The 16,721-nt window shown below is 65.3% G+C and carries 15 protein-coding genes; 11 read left to right on the top strand and 4 right to left on the bottom strand.

The annotated features are described in order from the left end of the window. The first annotated feature begins 10 nt into the window (after window positions 1-10). Genes RTH46_RS15890 through RTH46_RS15880 form a run of 3 tightly spaced genes read left to right on the top strand, consistent with a single transcriptional unit; the run spans window position 11 to window position 3,273 of the window. Window positions 11-1,483: an AMP-binding protein gene (locus RTH46_RS15890; protein ID WP_153787846.1), complete on the top strand. Its 1,473-nt coding sequence runs from the start codon at window positions 11-13 to the stop codon at window positions 1,481-1,483. Next, window positions 1,480-2,139: an alginate O-acetyltransferase AlgF gene (locus RTH46_RS15885; RefSeq protein WP_153787845.1), complete on the top strand. Its 660-nt coding sequence runs from the start codon at window positions 1,480-1,482 to the stop codon at window positions 2,137-2,139. Before RTH46_RS15890 ends, RTH46_RS15885 begins: the two co-directional genes overlap by 4 nt. Window positions 2,140-2,145: 6 nt before the next feature. Beyond that, entirely contained in the window at window positions 2,146-3,273 is a 1,128-nt protein-coding gene (locus tag RTH46_RS15880) for an acyl-CoA dehydrogenase family protein (protein WP_153787844.1), read from the top strand. Between the two features lies 1 nt (window position 3,274). Here RTH46_RS15880 and RTH46_RS15875 read toward each other — a convergent pair whose 3' ends face one another. Next, window positions 3,275-4,324, bottom strand: a complete 1,050-nt coding sequence (locus RTH46_RS15875; RefSeq protein ID WP_316906077.1) for a DUF4434 domain-containing protein — start codon at window positions 4,322-4,324, stop codon at window positions 3,275-3,277. 604 nt (window positions 4,325-4,928) lie between these two features. Between RTH46_RS15875 and cprA the strand changes: the two genes are divergently transcribed. The 3 genes from cprA to RTH46_RS15860 all read left to right on the top strand — a co-directional run bounded on the left by cprA (window position 4,929) and on the right by RTH46_RS15860 (window position 7,961). Beyond that, window positions 4,929-6,086, top strand: a complete 1,158-nt coding sequence (gene cprA, locus RTH46_RS15870; RefSeq protein WP_153787842.1) for a cationic peptide resistance protein CprA — start codon at window positions 4,929-4,931, stop codon at window positions 6,084-6,086. Window positions 6,087-6,441: 355 nt separating this feature from the next. After that, window positions 6,442-7,128: a histidine phosphatase family protein gene (locus tag RTH46_RS15865; RefSeq protein ID WP_316906076.1), complete on the top strand. Its 687-nt coding sequence runs from the start codon at window positions 6,442-6,444 to the stop codon at window positions 7,126-7,128. 8 nt (window positions 7,129-7,136) lie between these two features. Continuing rightward, a complete protein-coding gene (locus tag RTH46_RS15860; protein ID WP_410478577.1) occupies window positions 7,137-7,961 on the top strand; it encodes a phosphatase PAP2 family protein in 825 nt (274 codons plus the stop codon). Here RTH46_RS15860 and RTH46_RS15855 read toward each other — a convergent pair. Then, window positions 7,912-8,925, bottom strand: a complete 1,014-nt coding sequence (locus tag RTH46_RS15855) for a transporter (RefSeq protein ID WP_316906074.1) — start codon at window positions 8,923-8,925, stop codon at window positions 7,912-7,914. The genes RTH46_RS15860 and RTH46_RS15855 overlap by 50 nt on opposite strands. A 239-nt stretch (window positions 8,926-9,164) precedes the next feature. Between RTH46_RS15855 and RTH46_RS15850 the strand changes: the two genes are divergently transcribed. The 3 genes from RTH46_RS15850 to RTH46_RS15840 all read left to right on the top strand — a co-directional run bounded on the left by RTH46_RS15850 (window position 9,165) and on the right by RTH46_RS15840 (window position 13,190). After that, window positions 9,165-11,297: a TonB-dependent siderophore receptor gene (locus tag RTH46_RS15850; RefSeq protein ID WP_316906073.1), complete on the top strand. Its 2,133-nt coding sequence runs from the start codon at window positions 9,165-9,167 to the stop codon at window positions 11,295-11,297. Between the two features lie 367 nt (window positions 11,298-11,664). Beyond that, window positions 11,665-12,093, top strand: a complete 429-nt coding sequence (locus RTH46_RS15845) for a hypothetical protein (protein ID WP_316906072.1) — start codon at window positions 11,665-11,667, stop codon at window positions 12,091-12,093. 128 nt (window positions 12,094-12,221) lie between these two features. Then, window positions 12,222-13,190, top strand: coding sequence for a ribonuclease Z (locus RTH46_RS15840; protein WP_153787837.1), 969 nt, complete (start codon window positions 12,222-12,224; stop codon window positions 13,188-13,190). Between the two features lie 20 nt (window positions 13,191-13,210). On the opposite strand, the gene ppk2 is transcribed toward RTH46_RS15840, so the two are convergent. Next, window positions 13,211-14,017 (bottom strand): polyphosphate kinase 2, encoded by an 807-nt coding sequence (gene ppk2, locus RTH46_RS15835; protein ID WP_153787836.1) that lies wholly within the window; start codon window positions 14,015-14,017, stop codon window positions 13,211-13,213. A 210-nt stretch (window positions 14,018-14,227) separates the two neighbouring features. Here ppk2 and RTH46_RS15830 point away from each other — a divergent pair, with 210 nt between their 5' ends. Further along, window positions 14,228-14,845, top strand: a complete 618-nt coding sequence (locus tag RTH46_RS15830) for a hypothetical protein (RefSeq protein ID WP_153787835.1) — start codon at window positions 14,228-14,230, stop codon at window positions 14,843-14,845. Window positions 14,846-14,977: 132 nt separating this feature from the next. After that, a complete protein-coding gene (locus tag RTH46_RS15825) occupies window positions 14,978-15,196 on the top strand; it encodes a hypothetical protein (protein ID WP_316906071.1) in 219 nt (72 codons plus the stop codon). Window positions 15,197-15,226: 30 nt separating this feature from the next. On the opposite strand, the gene RTH46_RS15820 is transcribed toward RTH46_RS15825, so the two are convergent. After that, window positions 15,227-16,102: an AEC family transporter gene (locus RTH46_RS15820; protein ID WP_153787833.1), complete on the bottom strand. Its 876-nt coding sequence runs from the start codon at window positions 16,100-16,102 to the stop codon at window positions 15,227-15,229. Window positions 16,103-16,721: the final 619 nt, after the last annotated feature.

The raw sequence follows: 16,721 nt of genomic DNA, 5'->3' as shown, positions 1-16,721 counted from the left end.
AGAGTGCCGGATGCACTTCGATTTCGACCGCTGTGAGTTCGCCGACTGCCACCAGGGCACCGATGCCCCTGCCCTGCGCGACGCCCATCGGGTACTGGACTGGGCCGGCCTGCAGGCGGCCGTCGAGGCCTGGGCGCTGCGTGCCCAGGCGCAGGGCATCCTGCCCGGCACCGCGCTGGTACTCAGCGGCCACAAGCAGATCGAATTCGTCGTGGCCATGCTCGGCTGCCTGCGCCTGGGCGTGACCTATGTGCCGCTGGACAGCATCAACCCGCCGCAGCGCCTGCAACGCATCATCGAGCTGGTGGGCGCCGGGTATTGCTACGACGCCGAACACGACCAGTTCCGCGCCGGCATGGCCTGCGCCGCACCGCTGGCCGAGGCGGGCCTGGCCTACATCATGTTCACCTCCGGCAGCACCGGCGACCCCAAGGGCGTGCAGATCGGCCGCGACAGCCTAGCGCTGTTCGCCGGCTGGATCCGCGACTGCCTGGCCCTGGGCGAACGGCCGCGGTTCATGAACCAGATGCTGTTCAGCTTCGACTTCTCGCTGTTCGACCTGTGCGGGGCGCTGGCCCTGGGTGGCCAGTGCGTGCTGTGCCCGCGCGAGGTGATCGGCGACCCCGAGGGTTTCGTCGACTACCTGGCCGACAGCCAGGTACAGGTATGGGCCTCGACGCCGTCCTTCGTCCGTCAGCAGTTGCTCAATGACGCCTTCGACACCCGCCACCTGCCGGCCTTGCGGGTGTTCGTGTTCGGTGCCGAGTCGCTGACCCCGACCCTGGCCAACCAGCTGTGGGAGCGCTTCCCCGAGGCGCGGATCATCAACTCCTACGGGCCGACCGAAGCCACCTGCTCGACCACCTGGATCGAAATCCTGCCGCCGCTGGAAAACGCTACCCAGCCGCTGTCCATCGGCCGGGCCAAGCCCTATGCCGAGCTGTTCCTCGACGACGGCGAGCTGTGCATTGCCGGTGACCACGTGATGCGCGGCTACCTCAATCGCCCGGACCTGAGCGAGGCCGTGCTGTTCCAGCACAACGGCAAGCGCGCCTACCGCAGCGGCGACCTGGCCGAAATCGACGCGCAAGGCCGGGTGTTCTTCCATGGCCGGCGCGACGACCAGATCAAGCTCAATGGCTACCGCATCGAGCTGGGCGAAGTGGACGCCGGGCTGGCCAGCCTGCCCGGGGTCGACAGCGCCGCCACCATTGCCCTGCGCCGCCCCGACGGCGCGCTGGTGCGCATGGTCGGCTTCATCGAAACCCCCGGGCACCTGCCGGCGGCCACCCTGGGCCCGTTGCCCGAGGCCCTGGCCGACTGGAAACAGCGGCTGGCAGGCAGCCTGCCGTCCTATATGATCCCGTCCGAACTGCTGGCCTGCGGCCGCTTCCCCGGCACCTTGTCCGACAAGGTCGACCGCAAGCGCCTGGCCGAGCTGTACCAGCAAGCCCGGGTAAAACGCCCCAAGGAGACTGTATGAAAACCCTCGCCCTGCTCACCGGCGCCCTGCTGCTTGGCAGCGCACTGCCCACCGTCGCCCAGGCCGAGGGCAAGCTGGCCCAGCTGTATGCGCCGCGTCCACCGGCAGGCTCGGCGTTCGTTCGCGTGCTGCAGCCAGCGGCTGGCGGCGTGCAGGTGCAGGTCGGGCACAACCCGGCGCAGCAACTGGCTGCCGGCCAGCTGGCCAGCAGCTACAACGTGGTCAAGGGCGGCGAGCCGTTCAGCGTGCTGATTGCCGGCAAGAGCGCCGGCACCCTCAGCGTGGCCGCCGACAGCTACCAGAGCCTGGTGCTGCACGATGGCAAGCTGCTGGTGCTGGACGACAGCGCAGCCAGCGACGATGCCCTGAAGGCCGAGCTGCGGCTCTACAACCTGGCCAGCGACTGCCCGGCCGGCCAGTTGAAGGTGCAGGACGGCCCGACCCTGTTCGCCGACGTGCCTACCCAGACCAGCCAGGCACGGGCGATCAACCCGGTGAGCGCCACCTTGACCGCCGGCTGCGGCGCGGCCCAGGCCAAGCCACTGGCCTTGCCGCAGCTGCAACCGGGCGACCACTACGCACTGTTCCTCACCGGCAGCGCCGCACAACCGGTGCTGCGCGGCGAGCTCAGCAGCACCGCACCCTACACCCGGTAAACCGCCATGCGCCCACTCTTTCGTGACGATCACCTGCTGTTTCGCGACCAGGTTCGGCGGTTTGTCGAAGAACGCATCCTACCCCACTACGCCGACTGGGAACGTGAGGGCATAACGCCCACCGCGCTCTGGCGCGACGCCGGTGCCCAGGGCCTGCTGTGCCCGGCGCTGCCCGCCCCCTATGGCGCCGATGGTGACTTCGGCCATGCCGTGGTGGTGATCGAGGAGCTGGCCCGGGCCAACTGCCTGGGCATCGGCTTTTCGATCCATTCCGACATGGTCGCGCCCTACCTGTACAACCTCGGCACCCCGGCGCAGAAAGACCGCTGGTTGCCGGCCATGGCCGCCGGCGAACTGATCGGCGCCATCGCCATGACCGAACCCGGCGCCGGCAGCGACCTCAAGGCCGTGCGCTGTCGCGCCCGGCGTGACGGCGAGCACTATGTGCTCAATGGCCAGAAGACCTTCATCACCAATGGCGTCAACGCCGGCCTGATCATAGTGGTCGCCAGCACCGAGCCCGACCTGGGCGCCCGCGGCCTGTCGCTGTTCTGTGTCGAGGCGGGCCTGGCCGGCCTGAGCAAGGGCCCGGCCATGGCCAAGATCGGCCAGCACGCCCAGGACACCTGCGAGTTGTTCTTCGACGAACTGCGAGTGCCCGCCGACTGCCTGCTGGGCGAGGAAAACGCAGGCTTCGAATACCTGGGCCGCGAGCTTGCCCGCGAGCGCCTGGCCATCGCCCTGCGCGCCGCCGCCCATGCCGAGGGCATGCTCGAGCAGACCCTGGCCTATACCCGCGAACGCAAGGTATTCGGCAAACGGGTCAGCGACCACCAGCACAACCGCTTCATCCTCGCCGATGCCCGCTCAAAGCTGACCATGCTGCGGGTGTTCCTCGACGACTGCACGCGGCAGCTGATCGAGGGCAGCCTGGACCCAGTGGTGGCGGCCATGGCCAAGCTCAATGCCAGCGAAATCCAGGGGCAGATCCTTGACCAGCTGCTGCAGCTGCACGGTGGTTATGGCTACAGCAGCGAGTACGGTATCGGCCGGGCCTGGGCCGATGCCCGGGCGCTGCGCATCTTCGGCGGCACCAGCGAGATCATGCGCGAGATCATCGGGCGCAGCCTCTGATTCAGCTGCGCAGCCAATCCTCACGCAGCCTGCGGGCGCGCGGGTCATCCCCCAGCGCCCACGGGTCGAGGGCGAACGCCACGACCTGCTCGGCGCCGGTGGTGCGGGCCCACTCCAACTGCCGCTGGACCCGGGCGTAATCCGCCGAGCGTGCCTTGAAGTCGGTGCCGTCGTTCTTCTCCGACGGCAACTGCTCGAACAACTCCACCACCACATCGAAGGGCACCTTGCGCCGGCGCAGCTCCAGCAGCAGGGGCTCGATGGCCTGCAGGTTGGCCCAGCCGGCCACACCCACGCCATCCTGCACCACCGGCCGCAACGCGGTGGTGTCGAGCAGCGTGCGCCATAGCTGCAGCAGCGAACCCTCGGTGGGCAGCACGCTGTGGTAGGTGGAGATCGACGGGATGCGGTCGCTGTGCTGTTGGGTGCTGGCAGACATCGCCGCCAACCAGCCGGCCAGGCGCTGCTGGCTGTCGGCGCTGGCCCAGTGGTATTGCTCCAGCTCGTAGGGGATGTACCAGCCGGCGAAGGCGCGGTGCTGCGGCCAGGGCGCAGCCGCCATGTAGGCCTGCGCCTCGCCCAGGGCCTTGGCGAAGAACTGCGCCTGCTCCTGCGCGTCTGCCGACAGCGCCTGCCACCAGGCATTGTCGAACGGCAACCCGACTTGTACCTGCATGCCCTCGTCATGGGCGATGTCGAAGACGTTGCGCAGCATGTCCTCGGGAATCATCCACGGTGATTGCCCGCCGATCAGCCCGACCCACTGCAGCGTCACCGTGCGGCAGCCCATGTCGGCCATGGCCGTCAGGCGCTGGCGCCATTGCTGCGGATTGAGGTCGGCGTGGCTCTTCCACAGTTGCAGGAAGCTGCCCTGCAGGCCGGTGGAGCGGGTGCAGCCCGGCAGGCTGGCGAGGATGGGCGCGGTGGCCAGCAGGCACAGCAGGCTGCGGCGGCTGAAGGTGGGAGCGGAAATGGTGAGGTCCTTTTCGTGACGTGGTGCTGGAACGCAGCAGCCTACCTTAGGTTTTGTACGAAAAGTATGGTTATCCATCGTTGTGGGAGCGGGCTTGCCCCGCGATCTGCCGCGACGCGGCAGCAAATCCCGAATTCGCGGCGTATTTGATATCGGGCACAGAAGCACTTCGCACTCCATCGCGGGGCAAGCCCGCTCCCACAAAACGCCACGGTGCAGCGTCATCCTGTGCAGAGCACATTTGTACTCCAGGCACGTGAACGGTCATCGAACTCGCCTAACTGCCAATACCCAGGGTCGCTGCATTAACACACATATATATTAACTACCTGAACAGAACCTGAAGCGCTTCAAACTTAAACAAAATTACATCTTCATTCATGAAGTTTTACTGTCCTTCACACTTATTAAAATTGTTTCACACAAACACGCACCCCTCTCCCATCTGCGCGATTGAAAAGTCAAACCTTGGCATGGACAATAGCCGCAAGCGCGCTGCACGCCATACCCTGCAAGCCTTTCGGCAGCGAGCGCCTTATTTAGTCGAATATCCAGACTCGCTTTTAAAGTTGACTGAACAGTCCACCAAGCCGTTACGCCAACTTATTACTTACACCGCATTCACATTACGTTGACATTGCATCACTTCAAATGCGCGTCACCCTATCCCCCGAGGTAAACCATGAACGCAATTAACCACGGTGAAGTCTTCACCGCCGCCGATTCTGGCGAGCACATCCTGTTGACCGGCGCCACGGGTTTCCTCGGTGGGTCGGTCGCCGCCCAACTGATTGCCGACGGCCAGGGCGCCACCCTCGCCTTCCTGGTACGCGGTGACACGCCTGCGCAAGGCCTCGAACGCCTGCGCGCCAACCTGCGCCAACATGGCGTCAGCCAGGCCGACTGCCTGGCCCTGGATGAATCGCAGATCCTCTGCGGCGACTTGCTCGACACCGCCTGGCTGGCCGGGCAAACCCCGCGCCTGATGCAGTTCGACCGGGTGATCAACTGCGCCGCCGTGGCCTCGTTCTCGAAGAATCCGACCATCTGGCCAGTCAATGTCGAGGGCACCTACGCCTTCGCCGACGTGCTCAGCCGCTCCGCGCGCCTCAAGCGCTTCCTGCATGTAGGCACGGCGATGAGCTGCGGGCCGCAGCGCGAGTCGCCGATCAGCGAGTCGTGGGAGTTCCCCGAGGCCGAGCAGCAACTGGTGGACTACACCGCCTCGAAGGCCGAGATCGAGCGGCGCATGCGCGAAGAACTGCCAGGCCTGCCGCTGGTGGTGGCGCGCCCGTCCATCGTGGTCGGCCACAGCAGCCTGGGCTGCCAGGCGTCGGGCAGCATTTTCTGGGTGTTCCGCATGGGCTTTGCGCTGGAGAGTTTCACCTGCGGGCTCGACGAGCAGATCGACGTGGTCCCGGTCGACTACTGCGCCGAGGCGCTGATCGGCCTGGCCCGCAAGCCCCAGCTCAACCACGACCTCTACCACATCTCCGCCGGCCACAGTTCGGCCTGCACCTTTGCCGAGATCGACCAGGCGTTTGCCCAGGCCAACGGTGCCGAGCCGGTTGGCGAGCGTTACCGCAAGGTGGATGTGGATGATCTGAAGTCCCTGGCTGGCAGCTTTGCCACCCGTATCGGTCCGGCCAACCCGCGCCTGGTGCTGCGCGCGTTGCGCCTGTACAGCGGGTTTGCCGACCTGAACTACCTGTTCGACAACAGCCGGTTGCTGGAGGAAGGCATTGCTGTGCCGCCGCGGTTCACTGATTACCTGGATGTGTGCGTCAGGTCGTCCAGTGGGGTGAGCATTGCTACCCAGATGCAGGCGGATTTCAAGTAACCCGTCATTCTGCTCCGTCATACGCGCTTGCCCGGGCCAGGGTTGAACCTGCTCCGGGCTTTTTTATGGGCGTGGGGTTGGGGGGAGGCCAGCAGGTGTTCGCCGAAAGTGCTGCAGCGCTCTTGAGATCGAGCGCCGCCCGCGCGGCGCTCGATTTTGTAGGCGCTGAAGATCCTTCGTCATGCACATGGCGGCCTTGACCCAATCTTCAGCCCGCCCCCTCTCGTCATATCTCGCATTTTTTTCACATCCGTCTCACCGTCTCCCGACATTCACCTTCTTAAAGTGCCGCCACTCGCGATGCCTGTGGCCCATTGCCGCTGCGTCCACCATTGCTCACCCTCGGAGTGACTGCATGCTGCAAGGCACCCTCGTCAAACCCTCCTCCCTGAAACCGCCGCGACGCCTTCGACTCTCCCCCAGGGCATTGATTGCCGGCCTGTGCGTGGCCTTGACCCTGGCAACCGCAAGTCTGTGGTACGCCTCACGCCCCCAGGTGCGCGACCTCGGCAGCGAGCGGCAGATGAGCCGCAGCGGTACCTATGCAGCCTGGGCCAAGGGTTCGGCCATCGTCCTGGTGCGTCATGCCGAACGCTGCGACCGCTCCCATGCCGCCTGCCTGAGCGACCCCGCCGGCATCACCGAGGACGGCAGCCGCGCTGCGGTAGGTGTGGGCCTTGGGCTCGAGCGGCTGGGGCTGCAGGGCAGCGATATCCTGACCAGCCCCGAGGTGCGTACCCGGCAGACGGCAGGCTTCATGTTCGGCAAGAACATCACTACCCAGGACTGGCTGGCGCGTTGCGACACGACCTTCGCCAGTGCGGCGTTCGACCACAAGCGGCCCGGCCATAACCTGGTGCTGGTGACCCACAGTGGCTGCATCGACCAGCTCGAACGGCAACTGGGCGTGGCCGGCGGTGAACGCAGCAGCGGTTATGCAAGTGCCTTTTTCCTGTCTCTGGACAGCGCCGGCAAACCACAGATTCTTGGCCAGATGAACGCCACGCAGTGGCGCAACCTGGCCCCTGGCAAAGGGGTGTGACCATGCAGTTGGCCATGCGCACGCGCTTCTACCTCAACAACCTGGCCTTCCCGCTGTTGCTGGCAGTGCTGGTGTTCGTGCTGTTCGACCTGACCGAGTTGGACCGCTGGATCAGCAACCAGCTGCTGGATGCCAACGGGCAATTCGTCTTCGCGCACAACACGCTGTTCGAGAAACTTACCCACAAGTGGCCGCGAATCCTGCCGGACTGGACCGGTGAACTGGCGGTGATCGGGGTGCTGCTGTCGCTGCTGTGGCCGCTGGCCTCGCGCTCGGCCCGTGCCACCGGCTTGTTGCAAGCGGTGCGCATCGCCCCGCTGATGCGCTGGAGCACCCGCTACCGCCGCGACCTGTGGTTCGTGGTGGTGGCGTTCGGCCTGTGCACCATGGTCATTCACTACCTCAAGAGCCACACCGGGGTGTACTGCCCGGTGGAAACCACGCTGTATGGCGGCACCGAGGCGCGCTACGAATGGTTCGACCAGTTCAACGGGCTGGACCGCGCCGGCCCCGGCCGTTGCTGGCCCGGCGGCCACGCCTCCAGCGGCTTCACCCTGCTGGCGCTGTACTTCATCGCCCTGCGCCATCGCTGGGTGCATGCGCGAAAGCTACTGGTGGCGATCCTGCTGATCGGAATGTTCTACGGCACCACCCGGGTGCTGCAGGGCTGGCACTACATGTCACATACCTTCTGGGCCGGCATTTTCGTCTGGCTGACCAGTTGGTTCACCGCCTTGCTGTTCTACGGACGCCCGGCCCTGCAGGCAGCGCCCGAAGCAAGGCTCAGCAATCGCCCCGCTTGCGAAACGCCCAGCGCCCTGCAATCAACGTAAAGGTCACCACCAGCGCCACCAGTACCCAGAAGCCATGGGGGTCGTCCGACAGCGGCACGCCCCCGACGTTCATGCCGAAGAAGCCGGCGATGATATTGATCGGCAGTGCCAGCACGGTGACCACGGTGAGGGTGAACAGGGTGCGGTTGTTCTCTTCGGTAAGCTTGGCGGCAATCTCTTCCTGGAGCAGCTTGATCCGTTCGACCAGGCTGGTGAGGTCGCTGATGATCACCGAAAACTCTTCGGTAGAGGCCCGCAACTGGCGAATATCTTCTTCGTGCAACCACTCGGGTGGGCGGTTCAGCAGCCGCAGCAGCGAGCCCGGCTCCAGTGCCAGCAGGCGCTGCAGGCGTACCAGCACGCGGCGCAGGCTGCCCAACTCGGCGCGGTTGTCGCTCAGGCGCAGCGACAGCAACTGGTCCTCGATGCGGTCGATCTTCAGGGTGGTTTCGCGCAGCACCCGGGTCAGCAGGTCACCCTGGTCGCGCACCAGGTGCACCAGCAACTCCACCGTCGAACCGAAACCCTCGCCGCGCTTTACTGATGAACGCAGCTCGTCCACCGAGTGCAGTGGCTGCAACCGTGCGCTGACCAGCAGGCGGCTGCGGGCACAGGCCCACAAGGTGGAAACGTCTGACGACATCACGCCATAGCTGAACACCAGGTCGTTGACCACCGCCAGCAAGGCACTGTCGGTGTGCTCGATACGCGTGGAGCGCGATCCTTCGCGCAGGGTTTCGAAAAAGGTTTCGGGCAGGTCCAGGTGGCTCTTCATCCAGCGCTCGCAGGCGGCGTGGGCAAGGTTCAGATGCAGCCAGAGGAATTGCTCGTCGGCTGGCGCCTGCAAATATGCCAGGGCCTGTGCCGAGTCGATCTCGCGGCCGGGATGGCCCGGACGGAACAGGTACGCGTAGAGCAAGCCGTGCAGGTCGGTTTCGGGGTTTTGCGGATTGGCGGGGAGCATGCGGCGGAGCGACCTCGGCGAGTCCCGGTTAAGAGAGGGTCATATTAGGTAACGTCACATGACAGTCGCGTGACGGTTTCGCTGAAGGCTTCGCCTGTCGTAGCCGGCTGCCATGGAACTGGCACGCACGTCACAATTGGCATGCGGTATGCCAAAATATCTGGTAATGGGAATTGTTACCAGATAAGATCGCCGCGCTTTCACCCTCTCTCCCGTGCCCCTTTCCAGGACCTGAACCCATGCGTTACAGGATTGTGTCGCTGTGCCTGCTCCACGCCGCTCCGATGCTCAGCTGGGCCGCGCCAGCGCCGCTCGAAACCAGCACCGGCATTCAGCTTGAAGCCGTGAACATCAATGCCGATGCCGCCGACTACGAGCGGGCCGACGGCCCGGTCGAAGGTTACCGCGCCACCCGTTCGGCCAGCGCCACCCGCACCGACACTGCCCTGCACGAAACCCCACAGTCGGTCAGCGTGGTGCCCAAGGATGTGCTGGAAGACACCGGCGCCACACGCCTGCAGGACGCCCTCGACTACGCCGGCGGCGTTGGCCGGGCCAACAACTTCGGCGGCCAGGGCCTGACCACCTTCACCGTGCGCGGCTTCACCACGGGGGAGTTCTACCGCAACGGCTTCCCGATCAACCGCGGCTACCCCAACGCCCCGGACGCCAACACCGTCGAACGCCTGGAAGTGCTGCGCGGCCCGGCCACCTCCCTGTATGGCCGTGGCGACCCCGGCGGCACCTTCAACGTGGTCAGCAAGCAACCCTTGCCTGAATCCAAGGTCACCCTGGGCAGCCAGTTCGACGACCAAGGCATGCACCGCGCAACCCTCGACGCCACCGGCCCGTTGAGCCAGGACGGCAGCCTGGCCTACCGCCTGAACGTGCTTGGCGAGGGCGGCGAGAGCTTCCGTGACGACGTCGAGAGCGAGCGCTACGACGTCGCCCCGGTGCTCAGCTGGCAGGTCAACGACAGCACCAAGATCGTCTTCGAAGGCGACTTCATGCGTAACAACCACCCTCTCGACCGTGGCCTGACACGCTACGGCACCCAGACTGGCAGCGCCTCGCGCGACACCTACATCTGGGAAAAAGGCAGCGACAACCTGCTGCACAACGACAACAACATGGCCCAGCTGCGCTTCGAGCACATGCTCAACGACAACTGGACCCTGGCCGGCGGCATGCAGTGGCTGGACGGCACCCTGCAGGGCAACGCCGTGGAGGCCAACAAGGCACCGGCCGACGGCCACACGCTGCAGCGCAACTTCAACTACCGCAAGCTGGACTGGACCGACCGCGACTACCAGCTCAACCTCACCGGCCACTTCGACACCGGCGCGTTCAGCCACACCCTGCTGACCGGCATCGAGTACGAAGACTATGACTACCGCTCGATCATCCAGCGCTCGTCGGCCGCCGACGGCACCTACCCGATCGATATCTACCACCCGGTGCTGGGCCAGCCGCGCCCTGCCCTGACCCGCACCACCACCCACGACCAGGAAAACCTCAAGACCTGGGCCTGGTTCATCCAGGACCAGGTGGCCCTGACCGAACGCCTGAAGGCGCTGGCGGGTGTGCGCCTGGAGCGGTTCGAGCATGACTACGACAACTACCTGCCGGGCGCCAAGGGCTGGCAGGCGGCCGACAATGCCGTCACCCCGCGTTTCGGCCTGCTCTACGACCTGACCGACACCGTTGCCGTCTATGCCAACACGGCGCGCTCGTTCAAGCCCAATACCGGTGCCAGCCGCCAGGGCGACGGCTTCGATCCGGAAAAAGGCAAGTCGTACGAGCTGGGGATCAAGTGGGAGGCATTGGACCGCCAGTTGAGCGTTGACGCGGCGGTCTACCACATCGTCAAGGAAAACGTGCTGACCCGCGACCCGGCCGACCCCAACTACAGCCTGGCCGCCGGCGAAGTGCGCAGCCGCGGCCTGGACCTCAACGTGGCCGGCAACATCACCCCTGAGTGGCGGGTGATTGGCGGTTATGCCTACGTCGATGCCGAAGTGACCAAGGACAACCGCCTGCCCAGCGGCACGCGCCTGGCCAACATCCCGCGCAACAGTTTCAGCCTGCTCAATACCTATGAGTTCCAGGATGGCCTGGCCAAAGGGTTGGGGCTTGGTGTGGGGGTCAAGTACGTGGATGACCGCAACGGGCAGACCGAGGCGGTGACCTACACCATGGAGCAGTACAGCGTGGTTGACCTGCTTAGTTACTACAAGGTCAACGAGCATGTGCGGCTGAACCTGGATGTGAAGAACCTGTTCAACAAGGGGTATGACGAAGGGGCGTTCAATACCTATGCGTACCCAGGGGCACCGCGCACGGTGCAGGCTGGGGTTGCTTATACCTTCTAGAGGTTTTGCGGTGGGCATGCAGGTGTCCGCCGCAAGAGTTGCAGCGCCTATGAGATCGAGCGCCGCGCGGGCGGCGCTCGATCTCAAGAGCGCTGCAAAGCTGTCGCCAAGCACCTGCTGGCCCCCACGCGATATCAGTCAGAAACCCTCGAACCCCCACCCCTGACAACCGGTACCTGTAACTTCGTATTACAAACTACGCTCAACTATCAAAGCGGCAATCGCCGCGACACGGCCCATCGGCCTTCGAAGGATCGTGCTCCAGGACCCAGCCAGACGACTGGCGGGCCGCCACCCCGGCGGCCGAGGTCCACCGGCTGTGGCCTTCCCTGCAAGTAAACGCAGGCAACGCTGAGCGGAGATCACTATGCAGTTGAAAAAAATCGTGTGGATGCTGGCCATCGGCGGCGTGCTCTCGGCATCGTCCGTGTTGCTACCTGACAACCTGGGCGCGTTTTCAAGCGCCATGGCGAAGGACGGTGGTGGCGGCGGAGGTGGCGGCCATGGCGGGGGTGGCGGTGGCGGCCACGGTGGAGGGGGTAGTGGCGGCGGTGGGCATGGTGGCAGTGGCGGTGGCCACGGCAGCAGCGGTGGCAGCGGTGGCTCAGGCCATGGCGGCTCGGCAGGCGGCCATGGCGCCGACGATGGCGCCAACCACGAGGCCGGTGGCCTGCACGGTGTCGGCCACGGCGCGGACGACGGCGCCAACCATGACGCCGGCGAAGCCCACGGTGTCGGCCACGGTGCCGATGACGGCCCCAATCACGACGTGGGTGACGACCGCAGCGGCACCTGACGCCTGGCACTCCCCGCACAGGTGTCTGTACGGCGCCTGTGCAGCTTCTCCCGCCACGCCTGGCATGCTAGCCTCCCCGCGCCCCGCGCCTGCGGGGCAGGAAAGCCGTCATGTCAAGGAGTCAGGCAATGGACCTGCAGTTTCTGGGCACCTCCTCCGGTGTGCCCACCAAGGCCCGCAACGTCAGCGCCACCGCTGTCATCGAATCCACCGGCCACGGCTGGTACCTGGTCGATTGCGGCGAGGGTACCCAGCACCAGTTGCTGCACAGCCCGCTTTCTGTGCGGGACCTGCACGGAATCTTCATCACCCACGTCCATGGCGACCACTGCTTCGGCTTGCCTGGGCTACTGGCCAGTGCCGGCATGTCCGGGCGCCAGGAGCCGTTGCCGCTGGTGCTGCCCGACGCCCTGCTTGGCTGGGTGCGCCAGAGCCTGGCAGTGAGCGAGACCTTCCTGCCGTTCGAGTTGCAGCTGCAGGCGCTTGAAACCTTCACAGGTTTCAGCGCCGGCAATGTCGAGGTGAGCACGATCGAGCTGTCGCACCGTGTGCCTTCCTGGGGCTACGTGTTCGATGAGCGCGACCCCGCGCCACGGCTGGATACCGCCCGCCTGAAGGCCGACGGTATCCCGGCCGGGCCGCTGTGGGGGCAACTGGCCCATGGCCAGGCCGTCACCCATGAGGGCCGAACGCTCGAGCCCCGCGATTACCTGCAACCCACGCGCCCGCCGCAACGGATCATCGTCTGCGGCGACAACGACCGCCCCGAGCTGCTGGCCGAGCTGGCCCAAGGCGTCGATGTGCTGGTGCACGAAGCCACCTTTACCCAGCCGGTGGTCGAGCGCAGCCAGACCAACTTCGGTCACAGCACGGCAGCGCAGGTGGCAAGGTTTGCCGAGGCCGCGGGCGTGAAGAACCTGGTGCTGACCCACTTCAGTGCCCGCTACCAGCCCACGGCCAACGGCCGCGGCAACTCGATCGCAGAAGTGCGTGAGGAGGCCATGGCGCACTACAGCGGCCACCTGACCTTGGCGCAGGACCTGCAGCGCTATCACCTGGGGCGTGACGGGCGGCTCGAGGCGCTGGACAGGGCCTGAGGTCAGCCCAGGCCCGTGCTTCAGTAGCGCTCGCCGACCATCTTGAACGGGTAAGGCTGCGCCTTGTACTTGCCGATCTTGCCGCGCTTGGGCAGCTCGATCTTCTGCTTGTGGCTGAGGTCCTTGTACGGGACCTGCTGCAGCAGGTGGCTGATGATGTTCAGCCGCGCCTTACGCTTGTCCTCGGAGCGGGCCATGAACCACGGTGCCCAGGACGAGTCGGAGGCGGCGAACATGTCGTCGCGAGCGCGGGTGTAGTCGTCCCAGCGGTTGTACGACTTGAGGTCCATGGGTGACAGCTTCCACAGCTTGCGGCCGTCGTCGATGCGGTCCTGCAGGCGGCGGGTCTGCTCTTCGGCGCTGACCTCCAGCCAGTACTTGAGCAGGATGATCCCCGACTCGACCATCATCCGCTCGAACATCGGCACCACGGTCAGGAACTTGTGCGCCTGCTCATCCGTGCAAAAGCCCATGACCCGCTCGACGCCGGCGCGGTTGTACCAGCTGCGGTCGAAGATCACCACCTCACCGGCGGCTGGCAAATGAATGAGGTAGCGCTGGGCGTAGATCTGGGTCTTCTCGCGCTCGGTCGGCGCCGGCAGCGCCACTACGCGAAACACCCGTGGGCTGACGCGCTCGGTGATGGCCTTGATGGTGCCGCCCTTGCCGGCGCCATCGCGGCCTTCGAAGATGATGCACACCTTCAGGCCCTTCTCCACCACCCACTGCTGCAGTTTGACCAGCTCCACGTGCAGCCTTTTCAGTTCGCTCTCGTAGTCTTTGCGCCCGAGTTTCGCGGCGTCATCAGCTTTGTTTTTCTTGGCCATCGCCTGCTCCCCTGTGCCAACCCCTGAGTGCCGCGGCGCTGCCGTGGCGGATCAGAGCAGTATGGATGAGCCTCGGCGATTTGCCGGATGGGCTGCCGGCATGTCCACTTGCCACGATTGCGGCCGCTCTGGTACGCGGGTTTTAATCCTGTCGCCGCCGGCCCGGACCGGCGCTCGACCTGCATTTTGGCAATTCAAGGAAGCCCCACGATGGACAGGAAGCTCGTACCGCTGGCTCTGCTGGCGACCCTGCTCGGCTGCTCGGACGACCGGCAAGCCACCGAGGCCGGCCTGCGCCAGGCCGCGCAAACCTGGCTCGACAGCCAGTATCCGCATTGTTTCGTGATCAGCAGCTTCCCTGCCCGCACCCGCGATTTCGACGTCGACGGCAACAACAAGGCGCTGCATGCCCTGGCGCAGGTCGGTGTGGTCAGCGAGAAAGAGGTTGCCCGCACTGAAGTGCCTGCCCGCCTGTGGCAAGCGGCACGCACCGACATCTATTACGCCTACGCGCTGACCGAGGAAGGTCGCAAGTACTACAAGCCCGACGCAGGTAACGGCAAGGTCGGCGGGTTGTGCTTCGGCAAGGCGCAGGTCACCGCCATCGAGCAGTTCACTGCGCCGACCGAACAGGCTGGCAGAACGGTATCGAAGGTGACCTACCGCTATAGGGTCAGCGAGCTTCCCGCATGGGCTGGCGATGCCAGGGTGCAGGCCGGCGTAAAAGGCCTGGGGCAGGCTTTCGACAGTACCCGCCAGCCGCTTCAGGCGACGGCCAGCATGGCCCTGACCGAGCAAGGCTGGGTGCAGCAAGAATTGGCCAATTGAGTGAATGGGGGCGCGCAGCGGCCCCAGCGCACTCGAGACTGCTGTTAATCCTGAGAAAATCCGCACTCGCCATCCTTGCCCCGCCCCGGCCGCCCCGCGGCCGGTTTCCCGGTTCAACGATGGAGTCACAGCATGAAATCCCTGTCTTTCGCCCTCGCCCTGCTGGCCGCGACCTCGGTCACTTCAGCCTTCGCCGAAGGCGGCGCCGAGCGTCTGCAAGCACGCAGCGAGCAGTTGGCACAGCAACGCCAGCAGCAGGCCGAGGCAGTCGCCAAGCGCGATGCCCATGTCCAATCGCAGGCGCAAGCGCCGCGCCAGGGCGCTGCACTCGAAAGCAAGCCTTGCAGCTGACGCCCGCGAGGGCCGGCAATACCCCGGCCCTCACAACCACCAGGCCAGCACTGCCGGCAACCACACGAACGACAACAGCGTCGAGCACATCACCAGGTTGGCCACCTGCTCGGGTTCGCGGTTGGCCCGCACTGCCAGCAGGTAGTTGAACACCGCCACCGGCATCGACGACTGCACCACCAGTACCGCCCGCTCAAGGCTCTCCAGCCCCAGCGCGGTCCCCACCGCCCAGCCCACTGCCGCCCCCAGTACGATGCGCAACCCACCCAGCACCAGGCCGCTGCCGATGTGCTGCGGGCGAATGCTGGCCAGCGAAACGCCGAGGGTCAGCAGCATCAACGGGATGGTCATGCCGCCCAACAGGTCGGCGGTGTTGGCCAGCCAGCGCGGCAGTTCGACGTCGAGGAAGATCAGCGGCATGGCGCCGACCAGGCTGATCACGATGGGGTTGCGCAGCAGCGCCTTGAACGAGGCCGCGCCACCGGCGATGGCGATACCCAGGGTGAACTGGAAGATCGACAAGGTGAGGAAGAACGCCACCGCCAGTGCCAGGCCGTGCTCGCCGAAGGCGTACAGGCTGATCGGCAGGCCCATGTTGCCGGTGTTGGGGAACATGAAAGCCGGCATCAGCACGCGCCAGTGCCGGCCACTGAAGCGGCATACCAGGTAGCCGGTCAACGCCATGCCAAGCATGCATAGCACGCAGGCCATGGCCATGCTGGTGAAGGCGCCGGGATCGAGCTGGGTGCGGTTGAGCGTGGACAGCACCAGCGCAGGCGTGCCGACGGTCATGACCACCCGTGCAATGAACTCGGTCGGGTATTCCAGGCCACGGCGAGCCCAGGTGTAGCCGATGCCGGCGACGATGAACACGGGGGCCAGGACGGCGAACAACGAGGCCAGCATTGTGTAGGAACTCCCTGAAAAAACCTGCCGCGCATTATGCGTATTTATGCCCCCATGTGTGCATCGCTGTGCGCCTAGGCTGGAAGGCTTGGCACGTTGCAACAAGCGCTGGCGCTCTGCGCCAGATCGCGGGGCAAGCCCGCTCCCACGAGATAATCCACCAGCGTGGGAGCGGCGGTGCGCCGATGCGACTTGACCCGCGATGAGGCCCTCAGAGCTGAATTACCTTGGTTTCATCGCCGGGGCGCAAATCAAGCGTGATCATCAATAGTTAAAGTAAATTCTAGAAAAATTAGTTGTTTATATTCAGCCAGTTAAAGTCACTTATTAATGCTGATTATTCCGCATGCTTTCTGAGGCAGGCGCGTACTGAGCACCTACTCGTGGCCCTGCGGCCTCTCGTCGCAGCCAACGCCCTCTTGGCAAATTCGCCACAGCCCGTAAAATCCCGCCTCCTTTTCGCCCGTCGCCCACCCGGTGGCAACCGCCCGCAAGGACAGCGTCCGCGCCTCTCGCCACATCGCGCATGTGCCACAGGCTCAACCGCCCCCGCCCGGCCTCCCCTTGAGGTCCAGCGGTTGACCCTTGCCCAGGTCGCATTCCGTGCACGCAGCGCAAA

Source organism: Pseudomonas sp. zfem004, from assembly GCF_032621715.1.
In the GTDB taxonomy this organism is placed as follows: Bacteria; Pseudomonadota; Gammaproteobacteria; order Pseudomonadales; family Pseudomonadaceae; genus Aquipseudomonas; species Aquipseudomonas sichuanensis.
Note: the sequence above shows the minus strand (reverse complement) of the source record. Positions and strands in the feature narration are given on the sequence as shown.

Excerpts from the sequence above, each read along its gene's own strand:
- RTH46_RS15890 (WP_153787846.1), top strand. The coding sequence starts at position 11 with ATGCACTTCGATTTCGACCGCTGTGAGTTCGCCGACTGCCACCAGGGC.
- RTH46_RS15885 (WP_153787845.1), top strand. The coding sequence starts at position 1,480 with ATGAAAACCCTCGCCCTGCTCACCGGCGCCCTGCTGCTTGGCAGCGCA.
- RTH46_RS15880 (WP_153787844.1), top strand. The coding sequence starts at position 2,146 with ATGCGCCCACTCTTTCGTGACGATCACCTGCTGTTTCGCGACCAGGTT.
- RTH46_RS15875 (WP_316906077.1), bottom strand. The coding sequence starts at position 4,324 with ATGGATAACCATACTTTTCGTACAAAACCTAAGGTAGGCTGCTGCGTT.
- cprA (WP_153787842.1), top strand. The coding sequence starts at position 4,929 with ATGAACGCAATTAACCACGGTGAAGTCTTCACCGCCGCCGATTCTGGC.
- RTH46_RS15865 (WP_316906076.1), top strand. The coding sequence starts at position 6,442 with ATGCTGCAAGGCACCCTCGTCAAACCCTCCTCCCTGAAACCGCCGCGA.
- RTH46_RS15855 (WP_316906074.1), bottom strand. The coding sequence starts at position 8,925 with ATGCTCCCCGCCAATCCGCAAAACCCCGAAACCGACCTGCACGGCTTG.
- RTH46_RS15850 (WP_316906073.1), top strand. The coding sequence starts at position 9,165 with ATGCGTTACAGGATTGTGTCGCTGTGCCTGCTCCACGCCGCTCCGATG.
- RTH46_RS15845 (WP_316906072.1), top strand. The coding sequence starts at position 11,665 with ATGCAGTTGAAAAAAATCGTGTGGATGCTGGCCATCGGCGGCGTGCTC.
- RTH46_RS15840 (WP_153787837.1), top strand. The coding sequence starts at position 12,222 with ATGGACCTGCAGTTTCTGGGCACCTCCTCCGGTGTGCCCACCAAGGCC.
- ppk2 (WP_153787836.1), bottom strand. The coding sequence starts at position 14,017 with ATGGCCAAGAAAAACAAAGCTGATGACGCCGCGAAACTCGGGCGCAAA.
- RTH46_RS15830 (WP_153787835.1), top strand. The coding sequence starts at position 14,228 with ATGGACAGGAAGCTCGTACCGCTGGCTCTGCTGGCGACCCTGCTCGGC.
- RTH46_RS15825 (WP_316906071.1), top strand. The coding sequence starts at position 14,978 with ATGAAATCCCTGTCTTTCGCCCTCGCCCTGCTGGCCGCGACCTCGGTC.
- RTH46_RS15820 (WP_153787833.1), bottom strand. The coding sequence starts at position 16,102 with ATGCTGGCCTCGTTGTTCGCCGTCCTGGCCCCCGTGTTCATCGTCGCC.